21 protein-coding genes are annotated in these 26,336 nt (G+C 65.5%); 20 read left to right on the top strand and 1 reads right to left on the bottom strand.

The genetic code is table 11. From position 1 onward, the window contains the following. Positions 1-11 precede the first annotated feature (11 nt). The 13 genes from recG (at position 12) to smc (ending at position 15,781) form a co-directional block, all read left to right on the top strand. Complete coding sequence (gene recG / locus AABD04_RS14310; protein ID WP_243593397.1) at positions 12-2,285, top strand: ATP-dependent DNA helicase RecG; 2,274 nt, start codon at positions 12-14, stop codon at positions 2,283-2,285. A 105-nt stretch (positions 2,286-2,390) separates the two neighbouring features. Then, positions 2,391-5,807: a pyruvate carboxylase gene (locus AABD04_RS14305; protein ID WP_341441569.1), complete on the top strand. Its 3,417-nt coding sequence runs from the start codon at positions 2,391-2,393 to the stop codon at positions 5,805-5,807. Next, the gene (gene rsmD / locus AABD04_RS14300; protein ID WP_341441568.1) at positions 5,804-6,358 is read left to right on the top strand and encodes a 16S rRNA (guanine(966)-N(2))-methyltransferase RsmD; all 555 of its coding nucleotides are present in this window, start codon (positions 5,804-5,806) and stop codon (positions 6,356-6,358) included. Before AABD04_RS14305 ends, rsmD begins: the two co-directional genes overlap by 4 nt. A 35-nt stretch (positions 6,359-6,393) precedes the next feature. Continuing rightward, complete coding sequence (gene coaD, locus AABD04_RS14295; protein ID WP_243593394.1) at positions 6,394-6,882, top strand: pantetheine-phosphate adenylyltransferase; 489 nt, start codon at positions 6,394-6,396, stop codon at positions 6,880-6,882. Positions 6,883-7,017: 135 nt separating this feature from the next. Further along, a complete protein-coding gene (locus AABD04_RS14290; RefSeq protein WP_243593393.1) occupies positions 7,018-7,809 on the top strand; it encodes a DivIVA domain-containing protein in 792 nt (263 codons plus the stop codon). Between the two features lie 91 nt (positions 7,810-7,900). After that, positions 7,901-8,509: a YceD family protein gene (locus tag AABD04_RS14285; RefSeq protein WP_243593392.1), complete on the top strand. Its 609-nt coding sequence runs from the start codon at positions 7,901-7,903 to the stop codon at positions 8,507-8,509. Further along, on the top strand, positions 8,510-8,692 hold the full coding sequence (gene rpmF / locus AABD04_RS14280) for a 50S ribosomal protein L32 (RefSeq protein ID WP_032397784.1): 183 nt from the start codon (positions 8,510-8,512) through the stop codon (positions 8,690-8,692). A gap of 26 nt (positions 8,693-8,718) precedes the next feature. Beyond that, the gene (gene rnc, locus AABD04_RS14275) at positions 8,719-9,501 is read left to right on the top strand and encodes a ribonuclease III (protein ID WP_341441567.1); all 783 of its coding nucleotides are present in this window, start codon (positions 8,719-8,721) and stop codon (positions 9,499-9,501) included. Further along, the gene (gene mutM, locus AABD04_RS14270) at positions 9,501-10,367 is read left to right on the top strand and encodes a bifunctional DNA-formamidopyrimidine glycosylase/DNA-(apurinic or apyrimidinic site) lyase (protein ID WP_341441566.1); all 867 of its coding nucleotides are present in this window, start codon (positions 9,501-9,503) and stop codon (positions 10,365-10,367) included. Before rnc ends, mutM begins: the two co-directional genes overlap by 1 nt. 91 nt (positions 10,368-10,458) lie before the next feature. Then, entirely contained in the window at positions 10,459-10,887 is a 429-nt protein-coding gene (locus AABD04_RS14265) for an OsmC family protein (RefSeq protein WP_341441565.1), read from the top strand. Beyond that, complete coding sequence (locus tag AABD04_RS14260; RefSeq protein ID WP_341441564.1) at positions 10,887-11,786, top strand: SMP-30/gluconolactonase/LRE family protein; 900 nt, start codon at positions 10,887-10,889, stop codon at positions 11,784-11,786. Before AABD04_RS14265 ends, AABD04_RS14260 begins: the two co-directional genes overlap by 1 nt. Then, the gene (locus AABD04_RS14255) at positions 11,783-12,058 is read left to right on the top strand and encodes an acylphosphatase (RefSeq protein ID WP_300520711.1); all 276 of its coding nucleotides are present in this window, start codon (positions 11,783-11,785) and stop codon (positions 12,056-12,058) included. The genes AABD04_RS14260 and AABD04_RS14255 overlap by 4 nt, the downstream gene beginning before the upstream one ends. Before the next feature lie 60 nt (positions 12,059-12,118). Beyond that, on the top strand, positions 12,119-15,781 hold the full coding sequence (smc, locus tag AABD04_RS14250; protein WP_341441563.1) for a chromosome segregation protein SMC: 3,663 nt from the start codon (positions 12,119-12,121) through the stop codon (positions 15,779-15,781). 16 nt (positions 15,782-15,797) lie between these two features. Here smc and AABD04_RS14245 read toward each other — a convergent pair whose 3' ends face one another. Next, positions 15,798-16,430 (bottom strand): pyridoxamine 5'-phosphate oxidase family protein, encoded by a 633-nt coding sequence (locus AABD04_RS14245; protein WP_243593386.1) that lies wholly within the window; start codon positions 16,428-16,430, stop codon positions 15,798-15,800. Positions 16,431-16,533: 103 nt separating this feature from the next. Between AABD04_RS14245 and ftsY the strand changes: the two genes are divergently transcribed. From ftsY to AABD04_RS14210, 7 genes are all read left to right on the top strand, one after another. Continuing rightward, positions 16,534-17,919, top strand: a complete 1,386-nt coding sequence (gene ftsY, locus AABD04_RS14240) for a signal recognition particle-docking protein FtsY (RefSeq protein ID WP_423228150.1) — start codon at positions 16,534-16,536, stop codon at positions 17,917-17,919. 202 nt (positions 17,920-18,121) lie between these two features. After that, positions 18,122-19,411 (top strand): ammonium transporter, encoded by a 1,290-nt coding sequence (locus AABD04_RS14235; RefSeq protein WP_243609898.1) that lies wholly within the window; start codon positions 18,122-18,124, stop codon positions 19,409-19,411. Between the two features lie 72 nt (positions 19,412-19,483). Further along, positions 19,484-19,822, top strand: a complete 339-nt coding sequence (locus tag AABD04_RS14230; RefSeq protein WP_019664269.1) for a P-II family nitrogen regulator — start codon at positions 19,484-19,486, stop codon at positions 19,820-19,822. Further along, positions 19,812-22,343 (top strand): [protein-PII] uridylyltransferase, encoded by a 2,532-nt coding sequence (locus AABD04_RS14225; protein ID WP_341441561.1) that lies wholly within the window; start codon positions 19,812-19,814, stop codon positions 22,341-22,343. Before AABD04_RS14230 ends, AABD04_RS14225 begins: the two co-directional genes overlap by 11 nt. Positions 22,344-22,545: 202 nt before the next feature. Continuing rightward, on the top strand, positions 22,546-23,490 hold the full coding sequence (locus tag AABD04_RS14220) for a M23 family metallopeptidase (RefSeq protein ID WP_341441560.1): 945 nt from the start codon (positions 22,546-22,548) through the stop codon (positions 23,488-23,490). Positions 23,491-23,620: 130 nt separating this feature from the next. Next, positions 23,621-25,180, top strand: a complete 1,560-nt coding sequence (ffh, locus tag AABD04_RS14215) for a signal recognition particle protein (protein ID WP_243609792.1) — start codon at positions 23,621-23,623, stop codon at positions 25,178-25,180. A 17-nt stretch (positions 25,181-25,197) separates the two neighbouring features. After that, positions 25,198-26,304 carry an amidohydrolase family protein gene (locus AABD04_RS14210; RefSeq protein ID WP_341443056.1) on the top strand — a complete coding sequence of 369 codons (1,107 nt, stop codon included), beginning with the start codon at positions 25,198-25,200 and terminating at the stop codon, positions 26,302-26,304. Positions 26,305-26,336: the final 32 nt, after the last annotated feature.

The following is a 26,336-nucleotide window of genomic DNA, read 5'->3' as shown; positions in this document are numbered from 1 at the left end:
AATTTCGGACAATGGCAACGTTGATGGACCCACTCGACGACGTCCTCGGAGCCGCGGCGGCAGCTCCGCTGGCAGACGTCTTCGGAATACATACCGTCGAGGACCTGCTTCGGCACTATCCACACCGATACATGACGCACGGTTCGGAGCTGGGGGAGAAGGAGCCGCCCGAGGGCGAGCACATCACCATCGTCGCCACGGTCGAGTCCGCGACTCTGCGTTCGATGAAGAACCGCAACGGTCAGTTCCTCGCCGTGACCCTCGCCGCCGACGGACAGCGCATCGAAGCGACGTTCTTCAGTCCGCACAAGCTCAAGCACGTCGTCGTGCCCGGTCGCCGGGGAATGTTCTCGGGCAAGGTCAAGTACTTCGGTAAGCGGTGGAATCTCACGCACCCCAGTTACGTGATTCTGGGTGGCGACGGCAACGACGGTGCCGTCGTACCGGCAGGTCGCATCGTCGGCGGAGGGACGCTTGCCGGGCTCGCTCGCGGATCTGTCGACGCCTCGGGTGCGGTCGACATGTCGGTCTTCGACAGAGCGTTCGTGCCCATCTACCCGGCCGCGAAGGACGTCGAGAGCTGGACGTTCATGCGCTGCGTACGGAACGTGCTGGATCAGCTCGACGACGTGGTCGATCCGCTACCCGAGTCGGTACGCGCCGAACGTGGTCTCGTCGACATCGACACCGCGCTGCGATCGGTTCACTTCCCGGACACTGCGGCGGACAAGGACTCCGCGCGGGAGCGGTTGAAGTTCGACGAGGCTCTCGCCGTTCAGCTCGTCCTCGCCGACCGTCGACGCGATGCGTCCACCCGGGTGGCTGCGCGATGCCCACCGATCACCGACGGAATCGCCGCCGAGTTCGATCGCCGCCTGCCGTTCGAGTTGACGGCCGGGCAGCACGAGGTCGCGGCCGAGATCGCCAACGACCTGTCGGCACCCCATCCGATGTCACGGCTGTTGCAGGGTGAGGTGGGCTCAGGAAAGACGATCGTTGCGTTGCGGGCAATGCTGCAGGTGATCGATGCCGGACACCAGTGTGCGTTGCTGGCACCGACGGAGGTTCTCGCATCCCAGCACGCACGGTCGATTCGGTCGATGCTCGGCAGCCTGGCAGCGGGTGGGGAACTCGGATCGCACGAGCTGGCAACCAAGGTCGCCTTGTTGACCGGTTCCATGTCCACTGCGGCCAAGCGGTCCGCGCTGCTCGACGCCGTCACCGGTGACGCGGGCATCGTGATCGGCACGCACGCGCTGATCGAGGACCGGGTCGAGTTCCTCGATCTTGCGATGGTGGTCGTGGACGAACAACACAGGTTCGGCGTCGAGCAACGAGATGCGCTGCGCGCGAAGGCTCGTGAGAACACCAGTCCGCACCTGCTGGTCATGACGGCAACACCCATCCCGCGCACCATTGCGATGTCGACCCTCGGCGACCTCGAGACTTCGGTGTTGACCGAACTACCTCGGGGCCGATCGCCGATCGTCAGCAACGTGGTGCCCGCCCGAAGCAAACCGGGTTGGGTGGACCGCGCGTGGCAGCGCATTCACGAGGAGGTCGCGGCCGGTCGCCAGGCCTACGTGGTGTGCTCACGCATCGGCGACGACGAGGATTCGGAGACCGGCAAGAAGGGCGCTACGAAGAAGAAAGCGACGTCGGACGACGGCCCGGAGACGACAGCTGCGGTGGACCTGTACGAGACTCTCTCGACCGGTCCCATGCACGATCTGCGGGTGGGCCTGCTGCACGGTCGGCTGCCGGGTGACGACAAGGACATCACCATGTCGGAGTTCAACTCCGGCGAGATCGACGTTCTGGTCTGCACCACGGTGGTCGAAGTGGGCGTCGACGTTCCCAACGCCACGGTCATGGTGATCATGGACGCCGACCGCTTCGGCGTGAGCCAACTCCATCAGCTGCGCGGTCGGATCGGCCGAGGCGGGCATCAGGGCCTGTGCATCATGATCAGCTACCTCAGCCCTGGCGGCGGTTCCTTTGCCCGACTCGAAGCGGTGGCAGCCACCAACGACGGTTTCGAGTTGGCCAAACTGGATCTGGCCACTCGTCGCGAGGGCGACGTTCTCGGTGCTGCACAGTCGGGCACGGTCAGTGGGTTGCGGTTGCTGTCGTTCATCGACGACGAGGACATCATCGCCGACGCGCAGGACTGTGCGCGGTCACTGTTCGCGCGGGACCCGTCGCTGGCGAACAATCCCGGCATCGCGTCGATGATGCGGTCGGCTTGGCGATCGGATCGAGTCGACTATTTGCAGAAGTCCTGATGTAGGGACTCACTGCACCGTTTCAGTCGGCGAAATCGAGCAATTGGTCCCGCATCGTGGGATCAGTACACCTCGGTGGCTCATGCCGCCGGGTAAGTTGAGCCAATGTTCTCCAAAGTTTTGGTTGCCAACCGCGGTGAAATCGCGATCCGTGCCTTCCGCGCCTCCTATGAACTCGGGGCCTCGACCGTTGCGGTGTTCCCGTTCGAGGACCGGAACTCGGTGCACCGGACGAAGGCCGACGAGGCTTATCAGATCGGGGAGAAGGGGCATCCCGTTCGCGCTTATCTCTCGGTCGACGAGATCGTCGCCGCCGCCAAGCGGAGTGGTGCGGACGCGGTGTACCCCGGGTACGGATTCCTTTCGGAGAACCCGGATCTGGCCGCAGCGTGCGCCGAGGCCGGTATCACTTTTGTCGGCCCGTCCGCCGACGTGCTCGAGCTGACCGGAAACAAGGCGCGGGCCATCGCGGCGGCCAAGGCTGCAGGGCTCCCCGTTCTGGCGTCGTCGGAACCGTCGTCCGATGTGGACGAGCTCGTCGCCGCGTCGGAATCGATGACGTTCCCGTTGTTCGTCAAGGCGGTCGCCGGCGGCGGCGGTCGAGGCATGCGCCGAGTGGCCGAGCCCGAGCAGCTGCGCGAATCCATCGAAGCTGCTGCGCGCGAGGCGGAATCGGCCTTCGGTGATCCGACGGTGTTCCTCGAGCAGGCCGTGATCGATCCCCGGCACATCGAGGTTCAGATCCTCGCCGACGGTCAGGGCAACGTGGTGCACCTGTTCGAGCGTGACTGCAGCGTGCAGCGTCGGCATCAGAAGGTCATCGAGCTCGCTCCGGCTCCGAACCTGCCCGAAGGATTGCGTGAGAAGATCTGCGCCGACGCCGTCGCGTTCGCCAAGCAGATCGATTACTCGTGTGCCGGCACCGTCGAGTTCCTGCTCGACACCCGTGGCAATCACGTCTTCATCGAGATGAACCCTCGAATCCAGGTGGAGCACACCGTCACCGAAGAGGTGACCGATGTGGACCTGGTGCAGTCTCAGCTGCGGATCGCCTCGGGCGAGACATTGGCGGATCTGGGTCTGCAGCAGGAGAACATCGTGTTGCGCGGGGCGGCTCTGCAGTGCCGCATCACCACCGAGGATCCGGCGAACGGATTCCGACCGGACGTCGGACGCATCACCGCGTATCGCACGCCGGGCGGTGCAGGCGTTCGCCTCGACGGTGGTACGACGCTCGGCGCGGAGGTAGGCGCGTACTTCGACTCGATGCTCGTCAAGCTCACCTGCCGCGGTCGAGACTTCGACACGGCCGTGGCGCGTGCTCGACGAGCGTTGGCAGAGTTCAGAATTCGCGGTGTCGCGACGAATATTCCGTTCCTGCAGGCGGTTCTGGTCGATCCCGACTTCACCGCCGGTCGCGTCACCACCTCGTTCATCGAGGAGCGCCCGGAACTGCTCACCTCGCGATCCTCGGGCGACCGCGGCACGAAGATTCTCGCGTACCTGGCCGATGTGACGGTCAACAAGCCGCACGGCGAGCGTCCGTCCCCGGTGTACCCGCACGACAAGCTCCCCACGGTGGACTTCTCTGCTCCGATTCCCGATGGTTCGAGGCAGCGTCTGCTCGCACTCGGGCCCGAGGGCTTCGCCCGCGATCTGCGCAACCAGAAGGCCCTCGCTGTCACCGACACCACCTTCCGTGACGCACACCAGTCGTTGCTCGCGACGCGAGTGCGCACGAGCGGACTGCTCGGCGTCGCCCCGTACGTTGCCCGCACGACGCCGCAGCTGCTGTCCATCGAGGCGTGGGGCGGTGCCACCTACGATGTGGCACTGCGATTCCTGCACGAGGATCCGTGGGAGCGACTTGCGAGCTTGCGAGAGGCCGTGCCGAACATCGCAATTCAGATGTTGCTGCGCGGCAGGAACACCGTCGGCTACACCCCGTATCCGGAGAAGGTGACCCGTAGCTTCGTCGCCGAGGCCACCGACACCGGCATCGATATCTTCCGTATCTTCGACGCGCTGAACAATGTCGATCAGATGCGTCCGGCCATCGATGCCGTGCGCGAGACCGGCACGGCGCTCGCCGAGGTAGCACTGAGCTACACGGGTGATCTGTCGAACCCGAACGAGAACCTCTACACGCTGGACTACTACCTGAAGCTGGCCGAGCAGATGGTCGACGCAGGCGCGCACGTGCTCGCCATCAAGGACATGGCAGGGCTGCTCCGCGCACCCGCAGCCAAGACACTGGTGACGGCGCTGCGCTCGAACTTCGATCTGCCCGTGCACGTGCATACGCACGACACACCCGGTGGACAGCTCGCGACGTACCTGGCGGCGTGGGAGGCCGGGGCCGACGCCGTCGACGGTGCCAGCGCGGCGATGGCAGGCACCACCAGCCAGCCTGCGTTGTCCGCGATCGTCGCGGCTGCCGCGCACACCGAGCGTGACACCGGCTTGGATCTGCAGGCCGTCTGCGACCTCGAGCCGTACTGGGAAGCCGTGCGAAAGGTGTACGCGCCGTTCGAGTCCGGGCTGCCGGCACCGACGGGCCGCGTCTACACCCACGAGATCCCCGGCGGACAGCTCTCGAACCTACGGCAGCAGGCTATTTCGCTCGGGCTCGGTGATCGGTTCGAGACCGTCGAGGCCAATTACGCTGCGGCCGACCGCATGTTGGGTCGTTTGACCAAGGTGACGCCGAGCTCGAAGGTAGTCGGCGACCTGGCTCTGGCTCTGGTCGGTGCCGGCGCGTCCGCTGAGGAATTCGCCGAGAATCCCGGTCGCTACGACATCCCCGATTCGGTGATCGGATTCCTGCGCGGCGATCTCGGCACTCCTGCGGGTGGATGGCCGGAACCGTTGCGGACGAAGGCGCTGGAGGGTCGCGGCGAGGGCAAGCCGGTGACACCGCTCACCGACGAGGACGAGAAGAACCTCGACGGCACCTCGGCTCAGCGTCGGCAGACTCTCAACCGTCTGCTGTTTCCCGGTCCCACTGCCGAACTCGCTGCTCACCGCGAGAAATACGGCGATACGACGCGGCTGTCGGCCAACCAGTTCTTCTACGGGCTGCGGCAGGGCGAGGAGCATCGGGTGGCACTGGAGAAGGGCGTCGAACTGCTCATCGGGCTGGAGGCGATCTCCGACCCCGACGAGCGCGGTATGCGCACCGTGATGTGCATCCTCAACGGACAGTTGCGTCCGGTGTCGGTACGCGATCGGTCGATCTCGAGTGAGGCACCCACGGTCGAGAAGGCGGATCGATCGAATTCCGGTCATATCCCGGCACCGTTCGCGGGTGTCGTGACACTCTCCGTCGAAGAGGGACAGAAGATCTCGGCCGGCGATACCGTCGCCACGATCGAGGCGATGAAGATGGAAGCCGCGATCACTGCTCCTCGCGGCGGCACCGTAACACGCTTGGCGATCTCGGGCGTGCAGCAGGTGGAGGGCGGAGATCTGCTCGTCGTCATCGGTGGGGGGTCGACGGGCGAAGAGGCAGGCAGCGAATGACGCGGATCGTGGCGGGTGTCGCGGGCGGTCGACGATTGTCGGTTCCGGGCCAGGGCACCCGCCCCACCTCCGAGCGAGTTCGGGAAGCTCTGTTCAGCTCGCTGGAGAGTCGGATGGATTTCGATGGTGCTGCGGTACTGGATCTGTTCGCGGGATCGGGAGCGCTGGGGCTGGAGGCGATCTCGCGGGGAGCAACGTCGGCGGTGTTGGTCGAATCGGACGCCCGAGCGGCGGCAGTGCTGCGAAAGAACATCGAATCGGTGGGTCTACCCGGCGCATCGGTTCGGTGTGCCCCGGTGGCCTCGGTGCTGGCCGGGGCAGCGGACAACGCCTACGACCTGGTGTTGGCCGACCCGCCGTATGCGGTCACGGACGCCGCGGTCGCCGGCCTGTTGGACAGGCTCGTCACCGGGGGATGGCTCGCGCCCGACGCGGTGGTCGTGCTCGAGCGATCGTCGCGTTCGCCGGAAACCGAATGGCCGACCGGGCTGGTTCCGGAGAAGTCGAAGAAGTACGGCGAGAGTCGAATCGAGATCGCGGCACGATCGTAGCGATCGAACCCGGGATCGGCTGATAGGTTCGCGGAATGACTGGCGCACTGTGTCCTGGATCCTTCGACCCGGTGACCACCGGTCACATCGACATCTTCGAGCGGGCTGCCGCCGCATTCGACGAGGTCGTCGTGACGGTGATGGTGAACAAGAGCAAGAAGGGCATGTTCAGCGTCGACGAGCGCATCGAGATGCTCGAGGTCGCGACGGATCACCTGCCCAACGTGAGAATCGGTTCCTGGTACGGCCTACTGGTCGATTACGCTCGGCAAGAGGGCTTTTCGGCGATCGTCAAAGGTCTGCGCAGCGCCAACGACTTCGATTACGAGCTGCAGATGGCGCAGATGAACAGAACGTTGACCGGCGTGGACACGCTGTTTCTGCCGGCGAATCCTGCGCACAGCTTCTTGTCGAGTTCGTTGATCAAGGAGGTCGCAACCTTCGGGGGAGACGTGACCGGGATGCTACCGCCGTTCGTCCAGGAACGGTTGCTGGCCCGGATCGCCGAGAGGGCAGCAGACTAGTTCGCGCAGCGACACACCGAGCAGGTATAGCGCAGACGCACGCATCGCCGGGCAGACTGAGCAGTAGAGAGCTGTGGGTCTCGACCGCGACGCGGGCGGGATCGACAGTGGCAGATTCGACGATTGGGGTAACCGGTGTACCGCGTATTCGAGGCGCTCGACGAGCTCGTCGCCATTGTCGAGGAGGCGCGCGGCGTTCCGATGACTGCCGGGTGCGTCGTCCCTCGCGGAGATGTACTGGAACTGCTCGACGACGTCCGAGACGCCATCCCCGGTGAACTGGACGATGCACAGGACGTACTGGACCATCGCGACAAGCTCGTCGGCGATGCCAGGGCCTCTGCGGAGAAAACGGTCAGCACCGCCAATGCCGAGGCCCAGGACACGGTGGAGAACGCTCGGGATTCTGCCGACCGCATTCTCGCCGACGCCAAGGCTCAGGCAGACCGCATGGTGTCCGAGGCGTCCGCGCACGCCGACCAGCTCGTGGCCGATGCCGAGGCGGAGGCCGAGCGAACGGTGCTCGAAGGCCAGCGTGAGTACGAGGGCCTGACCGTTCGCGCTCGCACCGAGGCCGACCGGATGATCGAGTCCGGCACGGCGTCGTACGAGCGGTCGGTCGCAGACGGTACCGCCGAACAGAACCGGCTCGTCTCGGAAACCGAGGTCGTCCAGGCAGCCCACGCAGAGTCGGCTCGGGTGATCGACAGCGCTCACGCCGAATCCGATCGGATGCGCAGCGAGTGCGACGTGTACGTCGACACCAAGCTGGCCGAGTTCGAGGAGTTCCTCAGCGGCACCATTCGGTCGGTCGGCCGTGGGCGTCAGCAACTGCGAACAGGTTCCGGTGTGCCGGAATACGGCAGCGAACCGTACGGCGAATCCGCGTACGGAAACCAGGAGCAGGGGCGTCGCAGCCGACACTGAACGGCAGCGATTTGCCCTCGTATGCACGCATGCGTACCGTTGTGGGGTTGCTTACCGACAGTAGGCATACCGACAGTAAGGAAGATCAGCCGTGCCCCCGCCCAAGAGAACGACCCGTCCGGAACTGGACGACGGATTCGTTCTGGACATTCTCAACCTCGGTCGTCGACCCGGGTCGACGAAGGCCGTCGAGCGGACGGTTCCTGCTCCTTCCCGAATCGGCCTCGATGCCATTGCCATCGAAGCCGGTGTCCCGGTCTCGCTCGATCTGCAGTTGCAGGCGGTCTCGGAGGGCGTTCTCGTCACCGGCTCCGTACGAGCAGTCACCGCCGGAGAGTGCACGCGGTGCCTCGATCCGGTCGGTGGCACCGTCGACGTCTACTTGACCGAGTTGTTCGCTTACCCGAACAGCATCACCGAGGAGACCACCGATGCGGACGAGATCCACCGCATCGTCGACGACCTGATAGATCTCGAACCCGTCATTGTCGACGCGGTCGGTCTGGAGCTTCCACTCCACCCCGTGTGCAGTGACGAATGCGAGGGATTGTGCCCAGAATGCGGCGTTCGCCTGGCGATTGCTGAATCCGGCCACAGTCACGTTACAATTGATCCTCGCTGGGCTGGTCTTGCAGCCAAATTTGGCGTGGATCCAGAACCGAGCACAGAACTTGTGAACAACGAAGCCGAGGAGAAGTAAGTGGCTGTCCCGAAGCGCAAAATGTCGCGTTCCAACACGAGGTCGCGTCGTGCACAGTGGAAAACCACTGCGCCCACCCTCGTGACGTGCCCCAACCGCGGTTGCGGCGAGAAGACTCTGCCCCACATCGCATGCCCCTCGTGCGGCACCTACAAGGGCCGCCAGGTCGTCGCAGCGGTCTGATTTCCGCTTACGTGACACACGAAGTAGTGGATCGGCACAACAGCGATTCACAGAAGAATAGCTCCACTGCCGTCAGCGGCGGGGACGACCGAGAGTCGCTCCTCGCCGCTATCGGTGTCTCTCTATCGGAGCCGTTGTTGACCCTGGCTCTGACACACCGGTCGTTTGCGTACGAGCACGGCGGTCTGCCGACGAACGAGCGCCTCGAGTTCCTGGGGGACTCGGTTCTCGGTCTCGCGGTCACCGAGCATCTCTACACGGTTCATCCCGACAAGTCCGAAGGGCAGCTGGCCAAGATCAGGGCGAGCGTGGTCAACATGCATGCCCTGGCGGAGGTCGCGCGCGGTCTCGGTGACGGTGGCTTGGGTCGTCACCTGCTGCTGGGTAAGGGCGAGGAGCAGACCGGTGGACGCGACAAGCCGAGCATCCTCGCGGACGGCATGGAATCGATGCTCGGTGCAATTCACCTCCAGCACGGCATCGACGTCGCGCGCACCGTTGTTCTGACGCTGTTCGCGGGCCTACTCGACCGAGCTCCCAAGCTCGGTGCAGGGCTGGACTGGAAGACGAGCCTGCAGGAACTGACCGCCGAACGTTCACTCGGCGTTCCCGCGTACGAGATCTCGTCCACCGGGCCCGATCACGACAAGGAATTCACCGCGACCGTGTTGGTCGGTGGATTCCCGCGCGGTGTCGGTATCGGTCGGTCGAAGAAGGAAGCCGAACAGAAGGCTGCCAGTCTGGCGTGGAACACGCTGTCGAACAACGACACTGCGATTCCGGCCGAGTCGGCACCCGACGAATCCTGATGCCGGAACTGCCCGAGGTCGAGGTCGTCAGGCTCGGTCTGGAGTCTCATGTCGTCGGCAGGACGGTGCGGTCGGTGGAGGTGCTGCACCCCCGCGCCGTGCGGCGTCACGATCTCGGTGGCCTGGACCTGATCGGCCAGCTGCGCGGTCAGCGCATCTCCTCCGCTCGACGGCGCGGAAAGTACCTGTGGCTGGTGATGGAACCCGGCGATTTCGCGACCGTCGTGCACCTGGGTATGAGCGGTCAGATGCTGGTGCAGCCGCCGTCCGCCCCGGACGAGAAGCACCTGCGAATTCGTGCTCGACTCGACGACGGCACCGATCTGCGCTTCGTCGACCAGCGCACGTTCGGCGGCTGGGCGCTCGCTCCGATCGTCACCGTGGACGGCACAGAGGTACCCGAACCGGTCGCACACATCGCCCGCGACCCGATAGATCCATTGTTCGACGCCGAATCCGTGGTGAACGTGTTGCGCGGCAAGCACACCGATATCAAGCGGGCATTGCTCGATCAGACCGTGCTCTCGGGCGTGGGCAACATCTACGCCGACGAGGCGCTGTGGCGCGCGAAGATCCACGGCAATCGAATCGCGGAGACTCTGACGCGGCCGGCGCTGCGGCGCCTTCTCACCGCGGTGCACGCGGTGATGGGCGAGGCCCTGGCGCAGGGCGGTACCTCGTTCGACGCCCTGTACGTCAACGTCAACGGACAATCGGGCTACTTCGACCGTTCCCTCGACGCCTACGGTCAGGAGGGTCTGCCCTGCTCGCGGTGCGGAGCACCGATCCGGCGTGAGAAGTTCATGAACCGCTCGTCGTTCAGCTGCCCCACCTGCCAGCCGCGACCCCGACACGTACGCGGCTGACAGTCAACAGGTCATTCCGCAGGCTCCACTCCTGAGTGCACGGGTCATTCCGCAGGCTCCACTCCTGAACGACCCGCCTAGTATCTCCGTCATGGCAGAACAGAGCACGCCGACCACCCTCTGGGTCGAGCGCACAGGCACCCGTCGCTACACCGGCCGCAGCTCCCGAGGAGCCGAAGTGCTCGTCGGGTCCGAGTCGGTGGAAGGCGTCTTCACCCCCGGCGAGCTGCTGAAAATCGCACTCGCCGCCTGTACCGGCATGAGCTCGGACCTACCGCTCTCGCGTCGACTGGGTGATGACTACTCCGCCACCGTCGAGGTTTCCGGTGCCGCCGATCGCGAGAACGAGCGGTATCCGGAACTGAACGAGATTCTCCGAGTCGACCTCAGCGCAATGGACCCCGAGGCTCAGGAGCGTCTGCTCACGGTCGTCCAGCGCGCCATCGACAAGGTGTGCACCGTCGGGCGGACCCTGAAGGCCGGTACGACGATCAACCTGGATATCGACGTGGACGCCTGATGAAGGTGGGGGCAGCGGCCGTCGTGGCGGGCCTTGTTCTCGCGGCGTCGGCCGCCCTGGCTCCCACCGCGGAGGCGTCGAGCAGCTGCGCTCCGTGGTCGGTGAGCACGGTGGCGTCGGGATTCGGCATGCTCGAGAATCTGGAGTTCGACGGCCGCGGTTCGATGATCGTGTCCGAGACCTCTCCCATCGGACCCGGCGCTCTGCGTACCGTCGCGCCGAACGGTGACCGGGGCACACTCGTGGCCGACGTCGATTCTCCTGGCGGACTGGTCGCCCATGATGACACGCTGTATTTCACGACCGGAAACAGCGCTGCCGCAGGGCTTGTCGACACCCGAACCGGCACCGTCGACACCATCGATCTCGGTACGGGGACTCGGTCGACGTATGCGTCGGGCCTGGCGATGCCCAACGGGCTGGCGCGATCGCAGTCGGGTGATCTGTTCACCACTCGGAACCTCGGTGCCGCTGCAGGCCTGAGCCGGATCACGTCCGATCGCGCCGTGTCGACGGTACGTACGGACGTGGGAACGGCGAACGGAATCGGTATCGGCGGGGGAAAGATCTACGTGGCCAACACGTTCGATCTCGAGACGACGCTCACCGTGCTCGACGAGAAGAACCCGTCCGGGCCGTCCGCGCGCATTCGCATCGACGGTATCGGAACACTGGCGATGTCGGACGACCTGACCGTCGGCGACGACGGAAGTATCTATCTCGCACAGAATCTCGCCGGCAGGGTGGTCCGTATCGACCCGGAATCCGGCGGGACCTGCGTGATAGCCACCGGTGTCCCGCTGACCTCGTCGGTCGCCTTCGGCGGGGTCGGATTCGACGAGACGGCGTTGTACGCCATCAGTTTCGACGGAACCGTCCGAAAGTTGGCTCGCTCGTGAGCGACGAACGGCTGACGGCATGGGTGCACGGCCTGGTTCAGGGCGTCGGCTTCCGGTGGTGGACTCGCTCGCGAGCGCTCGAACTGGGACTTGTCGGTCACGCGACCAACCACGCGGACGGACGAGTCCTGGTGATAGCGGAGGGCCCACGTGAGCGTCTCGAGGCACTTCTCGCTTTGCTCCGAGGGGATCGGACCCCGGGCACCGTCACCCTTGTCGTGGAGAGTTGGGACACCGCCCGCGGAGATCTGACGGGCTTCGTCGAACGCTGATCGTCCGTTGCGGGAGGCTCGGCGCACTTTCGGGCAGCGTGCCGGTAAAGTACGGACGCTATGTATCTCAAGAGTCTGACGCTGAAGGGCTTCAAGTCCTTTGCTTCGGCGACGACTCTTCGTTTCGAGCCCGGAATCACCTGTGTCGTCGGTCCCAACGGCTCCGGCAAATCCAATGTTGTGGATGCGCTGACCTGGGTGATGGGTGAACAGGGTGCCAAAGCGTTGCGCGGCGGCAAAATGGAAGACGTCATCTTTGCCGGCACGTCGGGTCGAGCCCCGCTCGGCCGAGCCGAGGTGACTCTGACCATCGACAATTCGGACGGCGCGCTGCCGATCGACTACTCCGAGGTCTCGATCACCCGGCGTATGTTCCGCGACGGGGCCGGTGAGTACGAGATCAACGGCAGCTCGTGCCGTTTGATGGACGTCCAGGAACTGCTCAGCGACTCCGGTATCGGCCGCGAGATGCACGTGATCGTGGGGCAGGGCCGACTTGCAGCGATCCTGGAATCGCGCCCCGAGGACCGTCGAGCCTTCATCGAAGAAGCAGCCGGGGTGCTCAAACACCGTAAGCGCAAGGAAAAAGCCGTCCGCAAGCTCGACGCGATGCAGGCCAACCTGGCGCGGCTGACGGACCTCACGACCGAATTGCGCCGTCAACTCAAGCCTCTCGGTAGGCAAGCCGAGGTTGCGCGTCGTGCGCAGACCGTCCAGGCCGACCTGCGCGATGCCCGGTTGCGACTGGTGGCCGACGATCTGGTGGCCAGACGCGAGGAATTCGCGAATCAGACCCAGGACGAGCAAGCGGCGCGCGAGCAGTACGCGATGGTACAGGAGGCACTCGAAGCCGGGACCGTTGCGCTCGGAGAACACGAGCAGGCCGTCGCCCGTTTGACCCCCAGCGCCGAGGCGGCCGGGCAGACGTGGTTTCGCCTCTCCGCGTTGGCCGAACGCGTGAATGCGACGGTGCGTATCGCGCACGAACGCGCTCGGCATCTCGACGCCGTCCAGAGCACCGGTCGTGGACAGGATCCGGACGAGCTCGAAGCGCAGGCCGAGCGCGTCGCCGAAGAAGAACTGGAACTCGTCGAGGCCGTCGAGATGGCGCGCGAAACCCTCGAGGCGGCACGGGAGCAGCTGGCCGAGCGCGAAGCGGCTGCTGCGGCCGCCGAGCGTGCCCACCTCGCCGCGGTGCGCGCAGTGGCCGACCGCCGCGAGGGTTTCGCGCGCCTGTCCGGCCGGGTCGACACCTTCCGAACCAAGGTCGAGTCGATCGACGCGGAGGTGGAGCGCTTGTCGGTGGCCATCGACGAGGCCCGAGAGCGGGGCGAATCGGCTCAGCGTGAGTTCGAGAGCGTTCAGGATCAGATCGGCACCCTCGATGCGAGTGAACTGAGCCTCGACACCAATTACGAACGAGCCGTCGCCGCGCTTCGACATGCCGACGCCCGAGTGACCGAACTGCAGGCCGAAGAACGCATCGCGGGCAAGAAGGTGGCGTCGTTCGAGGCCAGGATCGAAGCGCTCACGATGGGCCTCGAACGCAAGGACGGTGCCGGGTGGCTGGTGGAGAACCAGCAGGACGGTCTGTCGGGTCTGCTCGCAGGCCACCTCACGGTCGAGCCGGGATACGAGATCGCAGTGGCAGTGGCCATGGGTCCGGCTGCCGATGCAGCACACGCCGAATCGTTCGATGCCGCGCGTGATGCCGTGCTCGCTCTGCGTGCGGCCGACGGCGGCCGCGCGTCCATCGTGCACGGCAGTGTCGTTGCAGCACAATCGGTTCGACGTCCAGACCTCCCGAGTGGCGCTCGGTGGATTCTCGACTTGATCGAGTATCCGGATCGGCTGGCAGGGGCGATGGAGGCATTGCTCGACGGCGTGGTGGCCGTCGAATCGCTCGATGCCGCGCACCGGCTCGTCTCGGACGCCGGTGAACTGCGCGCGGTGACCAAGGACGGCGATGTCGTCGAACCCGGCTGGGTCACCGGCGGCTCGGACCGTCGACCCAGCACTCTCGAAGTTCAGTCGGCGATCGATACGTCGACGGTCGAGTTGGCTGCGGCCGTGCGCCGTTCCGAGGAGCTCGATGCAGCACTCTCGGGAGCATTGGAGGAGCAGCGTGATCGGCGCGAATCGGCTGAACAAGCGCTCGCAGCGCTGAACGAATCCGATGCCGCGATGGCCGCGGTGTACGAGCAGTTGGGCCGGTTGGGTCAGCTCGCACGCTCGGCGCATGCGGAGTCCGCGCGATTGTCCACGCAGCGTAGCTCTGCCGAAGCGAGTCGCGAAGAAGCGATCGAGCGGCTGGCCGAGCTGGAGGAGAGCGTGCGGACGGCGGAGAACGAACAGTCCGGTTTCGCGGGAGAGGGCGAAGACGGTGATGCAGCAATCACCATGGAACGGGAGATGGCAGCAGCTGCGCTCACCGAAGTACGTGCCGTCGAGGTCGAAGCTCGGTTGAACGTGCGGACCGCCGAAGAGCGCGCACAGTCCGTGCGAGGCCGGGCGGATTCGCTTCGACGGGCGGCGCGAGCCGAACGTGAGGCCAGGGCGCGAGCCGAACGCGAGAGCGCAGCGCGCCGGCATGCGGCCGCAGTGGCAGCGGCGGTCGGAGAATCGGGTGAAGAAGTCGCCGCGCGGTTGGCCACGGTCGTTGCTGCTGCTGCCCGTAGGCGGGACGAGCTCTCCGCCGAACGAACTACGCGCACAATTGAACTCGACAAGGTGAAGGAGCAGGTTCGAGCCCTGCAGGGGCAGCTGGCGTCGATCACCGACGCCGTGCACCGGGACGAGGTGGCCCGCGCACAGGCAGCGCTGCGGATCGAACAACTCGAGACGACGATTCTCGAGCAACACGGCATCGGCCTCGACGACCTGGTGGCCGAGTACGGGCCCGATGTGGCGCTGCCTCCCACCGAACTCGAGATGGCGGAGTACGAAGCGGCGAAGGAGCGGGGCGAGCAGGTGGTGGCACCGGCCCCGATGCCGTTCGATCGAGCGGCGCAGGAGCAGCGCGCCAAACGCGCCGAGCGTGACCTCGCCACCCTCGGCAAGGTGAACCCGCTCGCCCTGGAGGAGTTCGCGGCCCTCGAGGAGCGCTACAACTTCCTGTCCACTCAGCTCGAAGACGTCAAATCCGCGCGCAAGGACCTGCTCGGCGTGGTCGCCGACGTCGACGAGCGCATCCTGCAGGTCTTCACCGAAGCCTGGCTCGACGTCGAAAGAGAATTCACCGGAGTGTTCGCCAAACTCTTTCCCGGCGGCGAAGGCCGGCTGATTCTGACGGACCCGTCGGACATGCTCACCACCGGAATCGAGGTCGAGGCGCGGCCACCCGGTAAGAAGGTCAAGCGGCTCTCGTTGCTCTCCGGAGGCGAGAAATCGCTGACCGCGGTGGCGATGTTGGTCGCCATCTTCCGCGCCCGCCCGTCACCGTTCTACGTCATGGACGAGGTCGAGGCTGCACTGGACGACACCAACCTGCGTCGACTGATCGGCCTGTTCGAGCAGCTCCGGGAGAAGTCGCAGTTGATCGTCATCACGCACCAGAAACCGACGATGGAAGTGGCCGACGCGCTGTACGGCGTCAGCATGCGCGGCGACGGCATCACCACGGTCATCTCGCAGCGGTTGAACCGAGAACGCGTCGCAGTGGACGCGACCGGGCCGGATGCGATCGAGCCGGATGCGGCACCTGCCGCCGAATCCGACAGCTGAGGTTCGAGCTGCTGAGCTACTGCTTCGGGTAGAGCTGCTCGGCGTAGGATGGCCCGTAGTACTCGCGCAGCTCCTCGACGGTCTCAGGGGCCTGCGGAATCAGCGCCTTCGTCAGGGACGCGACATCGGGAATGGACTCCGCATCCCACGTCTCCGGCTGCCACAACTTGGACCGCATGAACGCCTTGGCGCAGTGGTGGAAGACCTGCTCGATGTCGACGACGAGGCACATGATCGGGCGATGCCCCTTGACCTGAAGTTCGTCGAAGAACGGGGCGTCGGTGACCAGGGAGGCTCGGCCGTTGATTCGGAGGGTGTCGCCGCGACCGGGGACGAAGAAGTTCAGCCCGACGAACGGGTTCTCCAGAATGTTGCGATAGCCGTCCATCCGGCGGTTGCCGGGGCGTTCGGCGAGAGCGATCGTGGCGTCGTCGAGGACGTGCACCAGGCTGCCGGGCGGGTCACCTTTGGGGGAGACGTCGCATCGTCCGCTTGCGTCCGAAGTACCCAGCAAGCAGAAAGGCGAGGCAGCGAGCCATTGCACGTCCAGCGGGTGCAGTGTGCTGCGGTCCTTGTTCGCGGCTCGAAAGCTCGGCTCTCCGAACATCTCGGTCAGTTCGGCGGCGTCGCGCACCGTGGTCCACTCCATGGGCGTCGATGCTATCGACACGGCTCGGGTGAGGGACAGTGCTTTTCTCGGGCGGAGCACCACCGGTGACGAACGGCCGTGAACGCCTGACAGGATGGGGTACGTGAGTAACCAAGCGTGGATCATCGTCGCGGCGATCGCCGCTGTCCTACTGGTCGTTCTCGTCGTCGGGCTGGTGCTCTCCCGCCGACGGAGAGTGTCGCTGAAGTCGGACGAGGCGGCGCGGATCGAGGACGCGGCCACCAAGGACAGATCCGGTGGTTACACCGCGGGCAGCGGTTTCTCGTTCAGCCAGGGCACGGCGACCGCCGAGCCCGTCGTCCCGAAGGCCCCCAGGCCCGCCGAGCCGAAGCCTGCCGAGCCGAAGCCTGCCGAGACCGAGCCGGTCGAGGACGTCCCCGGCGAGACCACGCCGATCGAGCCGCCGCCGGTGGTGGCCACACCCGAACCTGTCGAATCGGACCCCGTTCGGATCGAGCCGGAGGTGCTCGAACCCGAGCCTGCAGTGGTGGAGGAGCCGACCGCCCCCGAGACGGCTGATCCCGCGCCTCGAGCACTCGACACCATCGATCCGACCGAGGGTCGGCTCGATCGTCTCCGCGGCCGCCTGGCGCGGTCTCAGTCCGCGGTGGGCAAGAGCTTGCTCGGATTGCTCGGCGGCGGCGACTTGGACGAGGATTCCTGGGAAGAGGTCGAGGACACCCTGCTGATCGCCGACATCGGATCGGCCACGACTGCGGAGATCATGCGGACCCTGCGTGAGCAGATGGCCGCGCGCAGTGTTCGCACCGAGGCCGATGCCAGAGCCCTGTTGCGCGAGATTCTCGTGGCCCAGCTGCACCCCGAGTTCGATCGGTCGATTCGTGCGCTGCCGCACGAGGGCACGCCGGCCGTGTTGCTGGTGGTCGGGGTCAACGGCACCGGCAAGACCACGACCACCGGCAAGCTGGCTCGCGTGCTGGTCGCGGACGGGCGGCGGGTGGTGCTCGGTGCCGCCGACACGTTCCGCGCCGCTGCGGCCGATCAGCTGCAGACCTGGGCCGAGCGAGTGGGTGCCGAGGTGGTGCGCGGCAAGGAGGCCGCAGATCCGGCCGCTGTCGCCTTCGACGCGGTGAGCAAGGGGATCGAGAACGGCGTCGATGTGGTTCTGATCGACACCGCGGGACGGTTGCACACCAAATCGGGTCTGATGGACGAACTGAGCAAGGTCAAGCGAGTCATCGAGAAGCGGGCCCACGTCGACGACGTTCTGCTCGTTCTCGACGCAACCGTCGGCCAGAACGGACTGACACAGGCCCGGGTGTTCGCCGAGATCGTGAACATCACGGGGGTCGTGCTGACCAAGCTCGACGGAACCGCGAAGGGTGGCATCGTTTTTCAGGTGCAGCGCGAACTCGGGGTGCCCGTCAAGCTCGTCGGGCTCGGTGAAGGTGCCGACGATTTGGCTCCGTTCGAGCCGGGCGCTTTCGTCGATGCTCTGTTGGGCTGACGTCTCCCGGCGGGTGGCCCACGAACCGGGGAAAAAGCACAAACGCCAGCACGAAACCTTTTAGCAACAGAATTCGGTCATCCGTTCACATGTCCGAAACACCCGAGTGTCACGGATGAAACCTCGTGAAACCACTCTTCTTGCGTAACGGCGCGCCAACCGGTGTGCAGGAGAATGGAGGGTGTACGTGAGTCCCGAGGATATGTTGGCCAACTCCGGCAACGCCGCGTGGATGCTGATGGCAGCATCGCTGGTACTGCTGATGACGCCGGGCTTGGCGTTCTTCTACGGCGGTATGTCGCAGTCGAAGTCCGTGTTGAACATGATGATGATGTCGTTCGGAGCGATGGCCGTCGTCTCGATCATATACTTCCTGTGGGGCTGGTCGATGTCCTACGGAACCCAGGACATCGGCGGTGTCTTCGCCAACCCGTTCGAGTTCTTCGGACTCAAGGATTCGATCACCGATGCGGACGGCAACTACATCGCCGGCGCATGGGGTTACGCCAACGTCATCGACGTGGCGTTCCAGGTCACCTTCGCCATCATCACGGTCGCACTGATCAGTGGTTCGATCGCCGGTCGTGTCAAGTACGGCACCTGGCTCGCGTTCGCCGGTATCTGGGTCACCCTGGCCTACTTCCCGCTGGCACACATGGTCTGGGGCGGCGGACTGCTCTCCGGATCCGAGAACGGTCTGGCCGCAATGATTTTCGGGACCACGGATGACGGTGACGGGGGACTCGTCGCCAGTGTGGCTCCGATCGACTTCGCCGGTGGCACCGTGGTGCACATCAACGCCGGTATCGCAGGCCTGATTCTGGCGATCATCATCGGCAAGCGTGCCGGCTTCGGCAAGGTTGCCTACCGCCCGCACAACCTGCCGTTCGTCATGCTCGGTGCAGCACTGCTCTGGTTCGGCTGGTTCGGGTTCAACGCCGGTTCCGCATTCGCCGCAGACGGCATCGCCGGGGTGGCCTGGGTCAACACCACCGCAGCCACTGCCGCCGCCATCGTGGGCTGGCTCATCACCGAGCGCATCCGTGACGGTCACGCCACCAGCCTCGGCGCTGCCTCGGGCATCGTCGCCGGTCTCGTCGCCATCACCCCGGCCGCAGGTGCACTCACGCCGGTCGGCGCCATGATCCTCGGCGTCATCGCCGGTGTGCTCTCCGCACTCGCTGTCGGCCTGAAGTTCAAGTTCGGCTACGACGACTCACTCGACGTCGTGGGCGTTCACCTCGTCGCAGGTCTCTGGGGAACGATCGGAATCGGCTTCCTCGCATCCGAAACCGGCCTGTTCTACGGCGGTGACTACAAGCAGCTCGTCGTGCAGATCGTCATCGCGTTGTTCGCACTGGTCTTCACCGCGATCGTCACCGCGGTCATCGCGCTCGCCCTCAAGCCTCTCGGCTGGCGTGTGACCGACGAGGAGGAGGCGAACGGCATCGACGAAGCCGAGCACGCCGAGACTGCATATGATTTCGCCTGACAAGGTAGAGATAGACGTGAACGCTGCACCGTACGACAACGGGCACTCGAGGTCTTGTGAAGGGAAGCAAAAATGAAGCTGATCACGGCAATCGTCAAACCGTTCACCCTGGAGGACGTCAAGACGGGGCTGGAGCAGGCCGGCGTACTCGGAATGACCGTCAGTGAAGTTCAGGGTTACGGTCGTCAGAAGGGCCACACCGAGGTCTACCGTGGTGCGGAGTACTCGGTCGACTTCGTCCCGAAGGTACGTGTCGAGGTAGTAGTCGACGACGCCGCTGTGGAGAAGGTCGTCGAGGTCATCGTCGAGGCTGCGCGCACCGGCAAGATCGGTGACGGCAAGGTCTGGGTTTCCCCGGTCGACTCGGTCATCCGAGTCCGCACCGGAGAACGTGGCGCTGATGCACTCTGACCCCAAAGGGTCTCGGGCCGGGGGCCCCGGTTCTGGCGCGAAAGCGTCAGGATCGGGGCCTTCGGTCTCCACGGGCTCCGCATCGAAGGGCACGAGCGATGCTGCAGCGGATCTCGCTCGGGCCAGAAAACAACTACTCGACGGAGGAACACGCAACCGTCGTCTCGATGCACCCTCCCTCAGACAGGCTCTGGTCGATCTTCACGAATTCTGGTTGACCACCAAAGGTGCAGAGCTCGGGATCAAGCCCGACTCCGGGTTCGCGATCGTCGCAGTCGGCGGACTGGCACGCCGTGAATTGCTGCCGTACTCCGATCTGGACCTGATTCTTCTGCACGACGATCTGGAACCTCGCATCGTCTCCGACGTTGCCGACAAGCTCTGGTACCCGCTGTGGGACGCGCACATCAAGCTCGATCACAGCGTGCGAACGGTGCCGCAGGCGCTGCAGGTTGCCGCAGCCGACATGACGGCATCGCTCGGAATGCTCGAAGCGCGTCACATCGCCGGTGACGTGGAATTGAGCAACCTCCTCATCGGTGGCGTGCGACGTCAGTGGCGCAACGGCATTCGCGGACGATTCGACGAGCTGATCGAGCAGACCCGCGGTCGGTGGGCGCGTAGCGGTGAGATCGCGCACCGTGCCGAACCCGATCTCAAGAGCGGCCGCGGCGGACTGCGCGACGTGCAGTTGCTCGACGCACTGTCCATTGCCCAACTGACCGACGGAATGCCCGGTCTCGGGCCCGAATCACCCGGTGGTGGTTTGGCATTCGCTCACGGACGCTTGCTCGATGTGCGCACCGAGCTGCATCGCGTAGCCGGTCGAGCACGGGATCAACTGCGCGCACAGGACGCCGACGAGATCGGTGCCGCGCTGCGCATCGGTGACCGCTTCGATCTTGCTCGCGTACTGAGCGATTCGGCCCGTACCATCAGTTATTCGGTCGACGTCGGATTGCGAACTGCGGGCAATTCGCTTCCGAGGCGGGGCCTTTCGCGACTGCGTCGAGTCCCGGTCAGGCGGCCGCTGGACGAGGGTGTCGTCGAGCACGGCGGCGAAGTCGTTCTCGCCCGCGACGCTCGACCGAACAAGGACCCAGGTCTGATCATGCGCGTCGCTGCGGCATCGGCCCAGACCGGAATGCCGATGTCTGCGTCGACCCTCAATCGGCTCTCCGACAGCGCTCCCGAACTTCGGGAACCATGGCCCAAAGAAGCCCTCAACGATCTGCTCGTATTGCTCGGATCGGGTCGCAAGGCCATCGCAGCGATCGAAGCACTGGATCGAACCGGTTTGTGGGGCAGGCTGATTCCGGAATGGGGTGCAGTTCGAGATCTGCCGCCGCGAGATGCGGTGCACACCTGGACGGTCGATCGGCATCTGGTCGAAACTGCAGCTTACGCAAGCGCATTGACCACCCGTGTCGCCCGACCGGACCTGTTGGTGCTCGGTGCGTTGATTCACGACATCGGCAAGGGACGCGGTGGCGACCACAGCGTCGTCGGTGCCGATCTGGCAATCCAGATCGGTAACAGGCTCGGGCTGTGGCCCTCCGATGTGGCGCTGCTGACAGCGATGGTGAGATACCACCTACTGCTGCCGGAGACCGCAACCCGGCGCGACCTCGACGATCCCGCAACCGTGCAAACCGTCGTCGTCGCGCTCGGTGCCGACACCATCCTGCTCGAGCTGCTTCATGCTCTGGCCGAGGCGGATTCGCTCGCCACCGGACCCGGGGTGTGGGGCGACTGGAAGGCCTCGCTCATTCGCGAGCTCGTGCGTCGCTGCCGATTGGTGATGGCGGGGGAGTCCCTGCCCTCCCCGGATCCGCTCGACCCGGCGCACATCGAACTCGCGTCGAGAGGAGGCGTTCACGTCGACATCGCGCCGACCGAGGGTCTGCACACCTTCGTCGTCACGGTCATCGCGCCCGACACCCCAGGGCTGCTCTCCGATGCCGCGGGAGTCCTGGCTCTGCATTCGTTACGCGTGCTCTCGGCCTCTCTCGGCAGTCACGAGGGGTCGGCGATCAACTCGTTCGATGTTGCGCCGCTCTTCGGAGCGCCGCCGCAGGCAGGCCTGCTTCGGCAGGAGATCATTCGCGCGCAGGCCGGTGAACTGGACCTCGTTGCCGTGCTCGATGCCAAGGAACGCGACGCCCGCGCCGAAGCGGTCGAGGACGACGGCGAGGAATCCGCAGTGCCTGTTCTCTACGCTCAGGCTCCGCCTCGCGTGCTGTGGTTCGACGACAACGAACCCGGTCAGGTGGTACTCGAACTGCGAGCCGAGGATCGGCTCGGTCTGCTCTGCAGGCTGGCCAGTGCGATCGAACAGCAGGGGTCGGACATCCGTTGGGCCCGCGTCTCGACGCTGGGCAGCTCGGTGGTCGACTCGTTCTGCATCGATCTGGCGGGAGCAGACAGCAGGGCGGTTCGCGAGGACCTCGAGCGCGCCATCCTCGCGGTCGTCCCGGCACCGGAACCGCCGAAACCCCCGGAAAAGCCGGAGGGCACCTGACCGCTGGTCGGAAGCACGTCGGGTATCGACATGTCGTGGTGACATTTCACGAACTATCGGCCGATGGGTTTACCCTCGATACCGATTTGTTATGTTCGTCACCTGGCGCAGCGGGCCCCTCGGGTCGGACTGCCGGCTCCGCTGCTCGAGCGTCTCGGCGTTCGTGCAGGCACCACTTCTTATATTTCGAGAGGCACGAACTGTGGGATCACACCGACGGTCGAACATCTACGTACCGGCCGACACGTCATCGGCTGCATCGGGCGGCAAACATCGCGCCGCAGAGGACGTTCAGGAGACCGGTCGGCGTGCGGCCACCATCGTGGCCGCCACCGGTGCCATCGTCGTCGGTGCCACGACGATGGGAGCAGGTACCGCAGGCGCGGCACCGGTGCCGGAGCCGCCCACGGCCGGATTCCCTTTCGCCATCCCGGAGGGTCTGCTGCCGGCAGGATTCGAGCTTCCCCAGTTCACGCCACCGCAGTTCGAGCTACCGACGTTCGCGCCGCCTGTCGGTGCGCCGCCGCAGGCCGCACCGGACCTGGCTCCGGCCCCGCCGAGTGATCTGTCCGGAGTCCCGTCGGATGCCGTCACGCAGGTACCGACTCCGGAGCCGCTGGCCGCCCTCGGCCCCGAGGTGGGAGCTGCAGCCCAGCAGTGGCTCGACGACGTCGGCCTCGGTGGATCGGGTGCAGGAGTGGCATCGCCTCTCGAGAGTCTGCGCTCGCTGAAGAAGGCGACAGTGCAGCCCGTGGCAGGGGTGCTGACGTCCAACTTCGGATCGAGATGGGGCACTCAGCACAGCGGACTCGACATCGCCGCACCCATCGGGACGCCCATCTACGCCGCCGCCGACGGCACGGTGTCCGATGCCGGACCTGCGGCCGGGTTCGGTCTCTGGGTCAAGGTATTGCACGACGACGGGACCGAGACGGTCTACGGGCACGTCAACGACTTCTCCGTTCGAGCCGGCCAGCGCGTGGCGGCCGGTGAACAGATCGCGACCGTGGGCAACCGTGGTCAGTCGACAGGTCCGCATCTGCACTTCGAGGTACACGATTCGGCCGGCGTCAAGGTCGATCCCGCGCAGTGGCTCGCGACGCGTGGCGTGGCAGTGACGTGGACCGATCCCGCAATCAGCGCCTGACCGGGCATCATCTCCGTGTTCGACACGACTGTCGAACTCCCCAGCGCCGACGCGGCGCGCTGACGCTAGTCTGGTGACCGTGCCGGATTCGGCTCGTTTTCGGTGATCGGCTAGCTCAGGAGTGCAATCGGTGTTCGAATCCCTTTCCGACAGGTTGACCGGGACTCTCAAGGACCTGCGTGGCAAAGGTCGACTGTCCGGCGCGGATATCGACGCCACCGCCCGTGAGATCCGTCTGGCCCTGCTCGAAGCGGACGTGGCACTGCCCGTCGTACGTGAATTCATCAACCGCATCAAGGTCCGGGCCAAGGGTGCCGAGGTCTCCGGCGCGCTCAACCCCGCCCAGCAGGTAGTCAAGATCGTCAACGAGGAACTGGTCGGCATCCTCGGCGGCGAGACTCGCAGGCTGGTCTTCGCCAAGAACCCGCCCACGGTGATCATGCTCGCCGGTCTGCAGGGTTCGGGTAAGACGACGCTCGCGGGCAAGCTCGCGAAATGGCTCAAGGGCCAGGGCCACACCCCCCTGCTCGTCGCGTGCGACCTTCAGCGTCCCGGTGCCGTGAGTCAGCTGCAGATCGTGGGCGAGCGCGCCGGTGCCGCGGTCTTCGCGCCGCATCCGGGCACGTCCATCGGCGGCGGCGAGAATGCACTCGGCGTCTCGGCCGCGGATCCCGTCGAGGTCGCCCGGGCCGGCATCGCCGAGGCTCGGAGCAAGCAGTACGACGTGGTCATCGTCGACACCGCCGGTCGCCTCGGTATCGACACCGAGCTGATGAGTCAGGCCGCGGGAATTCGCGACGCGGTCGAGCCGGACGAGACACTGTTCGTTCTCGACGCGATGGTCGGTCAGGATGCCGTCAGCACCGCCGAGGCGTTCCGCGACGGCGTCGGCTTCACCGGTGTCGTGCTCACCAAGCTCGACGGCGATGCTCGCGGCGGTGCCGCGCTGAGCGTCCGCGAGGTCACCGGCCAGCCGATCATGTTCGCGTCGACCGGCGAGAAGCTCGAGGACTTCGACGTCTTCCATCCCGATCGTATGGCCAGCCGCATCCTCGGCATGGGCGACGTGCTGAGCCTCATCGAGCAGGCCGAGCAGCATTTCGATGCCGAGCAGGCCGAGGCGACGGCCAACAAGATCGGCTCGGGCCAACTCACGCTCGACGATTTCCTCGAGCAGATGATGGCCGTCCGCAAGATGGGGCCGATCGGAAACCTGCTGGGCATGCTGCCCGGTGCCGGCCAGATGAAGGAACTCGCCGACGTCGACGAGAAGCAGCTCGACCGCGTTCAGGCGATCATTCGCGGCATGACGCCCCAGGAACGGACCGACCCGAAGATCATCAACGCATCGCGCAGGCTCCGCATCGCGAACGGCTCGGGCGTGAAGGTCTCCGATGTCAATCAGCTGGTCGATCGGTTCTTCGAGGCTCGTAAGATGATGTCGGCCATGGCCGGTCGAATGGGCATGCCTGGTGCGCGCAAGCAGGTGCGGAACAACAAGAAGGGCAAGAAGGGCAAGAAGGGTGCCCGCGGCCCGACGCAGCCCAAGATGCGCGGCGGATTCCCCGGTATGCCGGGTGGAATGCCTGCAGGAATGCCCGATCTGTCGTCCATGCCCAAGGGACTCGACCAGTTGCCGCCCGGGCTCGAAGGCATCGACCTCTCGCAGCTCAAACTGCCGAAGAAGTAAGCGCGCACGTGTCGGCAATGCGGGTGCGGGGCCGTGGACTGCCGGACGGGACGGAGATCGACCTCTGGATCGACGGCGAGGTTCTGTCGACCGAGCCGATTGCGGACGCAGAAGTACTGCACGACGGCGGCTGGATTCTGCCTGGTCTTGTCGACGCCCACTGCCATGTCGGAATCGAATACGGCGGGGGACACACCGACCTGACCGGGTCGATCCGGCAGGCCGAGACCGAGCGAGGCGTCGGCGCACTGCTGTTGCGCGACGCCGGGTCCCCGGTCGACACCCGGGCACTGGACGAGTACGAGGACCTTCCTCGCATCATCCGAGCGGGCCGCCATATCGCGTCGCCCAAGCGATACATCCCGGGTCTGGCGATCGACATCGAGGACGAGTCGCAACTGCCCGAGGCGGTGGCTCAGCAAGCTCGATTCGGCGATGGTTGGGTCAAACTCGTCGGCGACTGGATCGATCGCTCGGTGGGTGATCTTCGTCCGCTGTGGAACGACTCCATCCTCGTCGACGCCATCGCTGCTGCCCATTCAGAGGGTGCGCGGGTGACCGCCCACGTGTTCGGCGAGGATGCCCTGCCCGGACTGATCGCGGCGGGAATCGACTGCATCGAACACGGCACCGGCCTGACCGACGAGACCGTCGAGATGATGGTCGATCACGGCACCGCCCTCGTACCGACGCTGATCAACATCGAGACGTTTCCCGGCATCGCAGATTCCGCCACCCGGTATCCCGTCTATGCACGGCACATGCGGGCGCTGCACGAGCGCGTTGGAGATACCGTCGGACGCGCTCACGATGCAGGCATTCCCATCTACGCAGGCACCGACGCAGGTGGTTCGATCGCACACGGCCGCATCGCCGACGAGGTCGCCGCACTCGCTGCCGTCGGACTCTCGTCGACCGACGCACTCGGTGCTGCCTGCTGGGACGCCCGGTCGTGGCTGGGTAGGCAGGGACTGGAGCACGGCGCTCCCGCGGATCTCGTCGTGTACTCCGAGGATCCGCGAGGGGGACCGGATGTGCTGTCCAACCCGGATCTGGTGATTCTGCGCGGACGCGTGACCGACCGGCGCGGCCGCACGACGAGTGGATCGGCGTCCCGAGGGTGACCGATCCGAGAAGCGGTGCAGGACAGTCCGAT

This window comes from Rhodococcoides navarretei (assembly GCF_038069675.1).
GTDB lineage: Bacteria > Actinomycetota > Actinomycetes > Mycobacteriales > Mycobacteriaceae > Rhodococcoides > Rhodococcoides navarretei.
This window is presented reverse-complemented; position numbering and strand designations above follow the sequence as displayed.

Bases quoted from the DNA above. Each gene is read 5' to 3' on its own strand.
- AABD04_RS14265 (WP_341441565.1), top strand. From the start codon at position 10,459: ATGGCAGAACAGAGCACGCCGACCACCCTCTGGGTCGAGCGCACAGGC.
- smc (WP_341441563.1), top strand. From the start codon at position 12,119: ATGTATCTCAAGAGTCTGACGCTGAAGGGCTTCAAGTCCTTTGCTTCG.
- AABD04_RS14225 (WP_341441561.1), top strand. From the start codon at position 19,812: ATGCACTCTGACCCCAAAGGGTCTCGGGCCGGGGGCCCCGGTTCTGGC.
- AABD04_RS14245 (WP_243593386.1), bottom strand. From the start codon at position 16,430: ATGGAGTGGACCACGGTGCGCGACGCCGCCGAACTGACCGAGATGTTC.
- coaD (WP_243593394.1), top strand. From the start codon at position 6,394: ATGACTGGCGCACTGTGTCCTGGATCCTTCGACCCGGTGACCACCGGT.
- AABD04_RS14235 (WP_243609898.1), top strand. From the start codon at position 18,122: ATGTTGGCCAACTCCGGCAACGCCGCGTGGATGCTGATGGCAGCATCG.
- AABD04_RS14305 (WP_341441569.1), top strand. From the start codon at position 2,391: ATGTTCTCCAAAGTTTTGGTTGCCAACCGCGGTGAAATCGCGATCCGT.
- rsmD (WP_341441568.1), top strand. From the start codon at position 5,804: ATGACGCGGATCGTGGCGGGTGTCGCGGGCGGTCGACGATTGTCGGTT.
- AABD04_RS14210 (WP_341443056.1), top strand. From the start codon at position 25,198: ATGCGGGTGCGGGGCCGTGGACTGCCGGACGGGACGGAGATCGACCTC.
- AABD04_RS14230 (WP_019664269.1), top strand. From the start codon at position 19,484: ATGAAGCTGATCACGGCAATCGTCAAACCGTTCACCCTGGAGGACGTC.
- AABD04_RS14260 (WP_341441564.1), top strand. From the start codon at position 10,887: ATGAAGGTGGGGGCAGCGGCCGTCGTGGCGGGCCTTGTTCTCGCGGCG.
- recG (WP_243593397.1), top strand. From the start codon at position 12: ATGGCAACGTTGATGGACCCACTCGACGACGTCCTCGGAGCCGCGGCG.
- mutM (WP_341441566.1), top strand. From the start codon at position 9,501: ATGCCGGAACTGCCCGAGGTCGAGGTCGTCAGGCTCGGTCTGGAGTCT.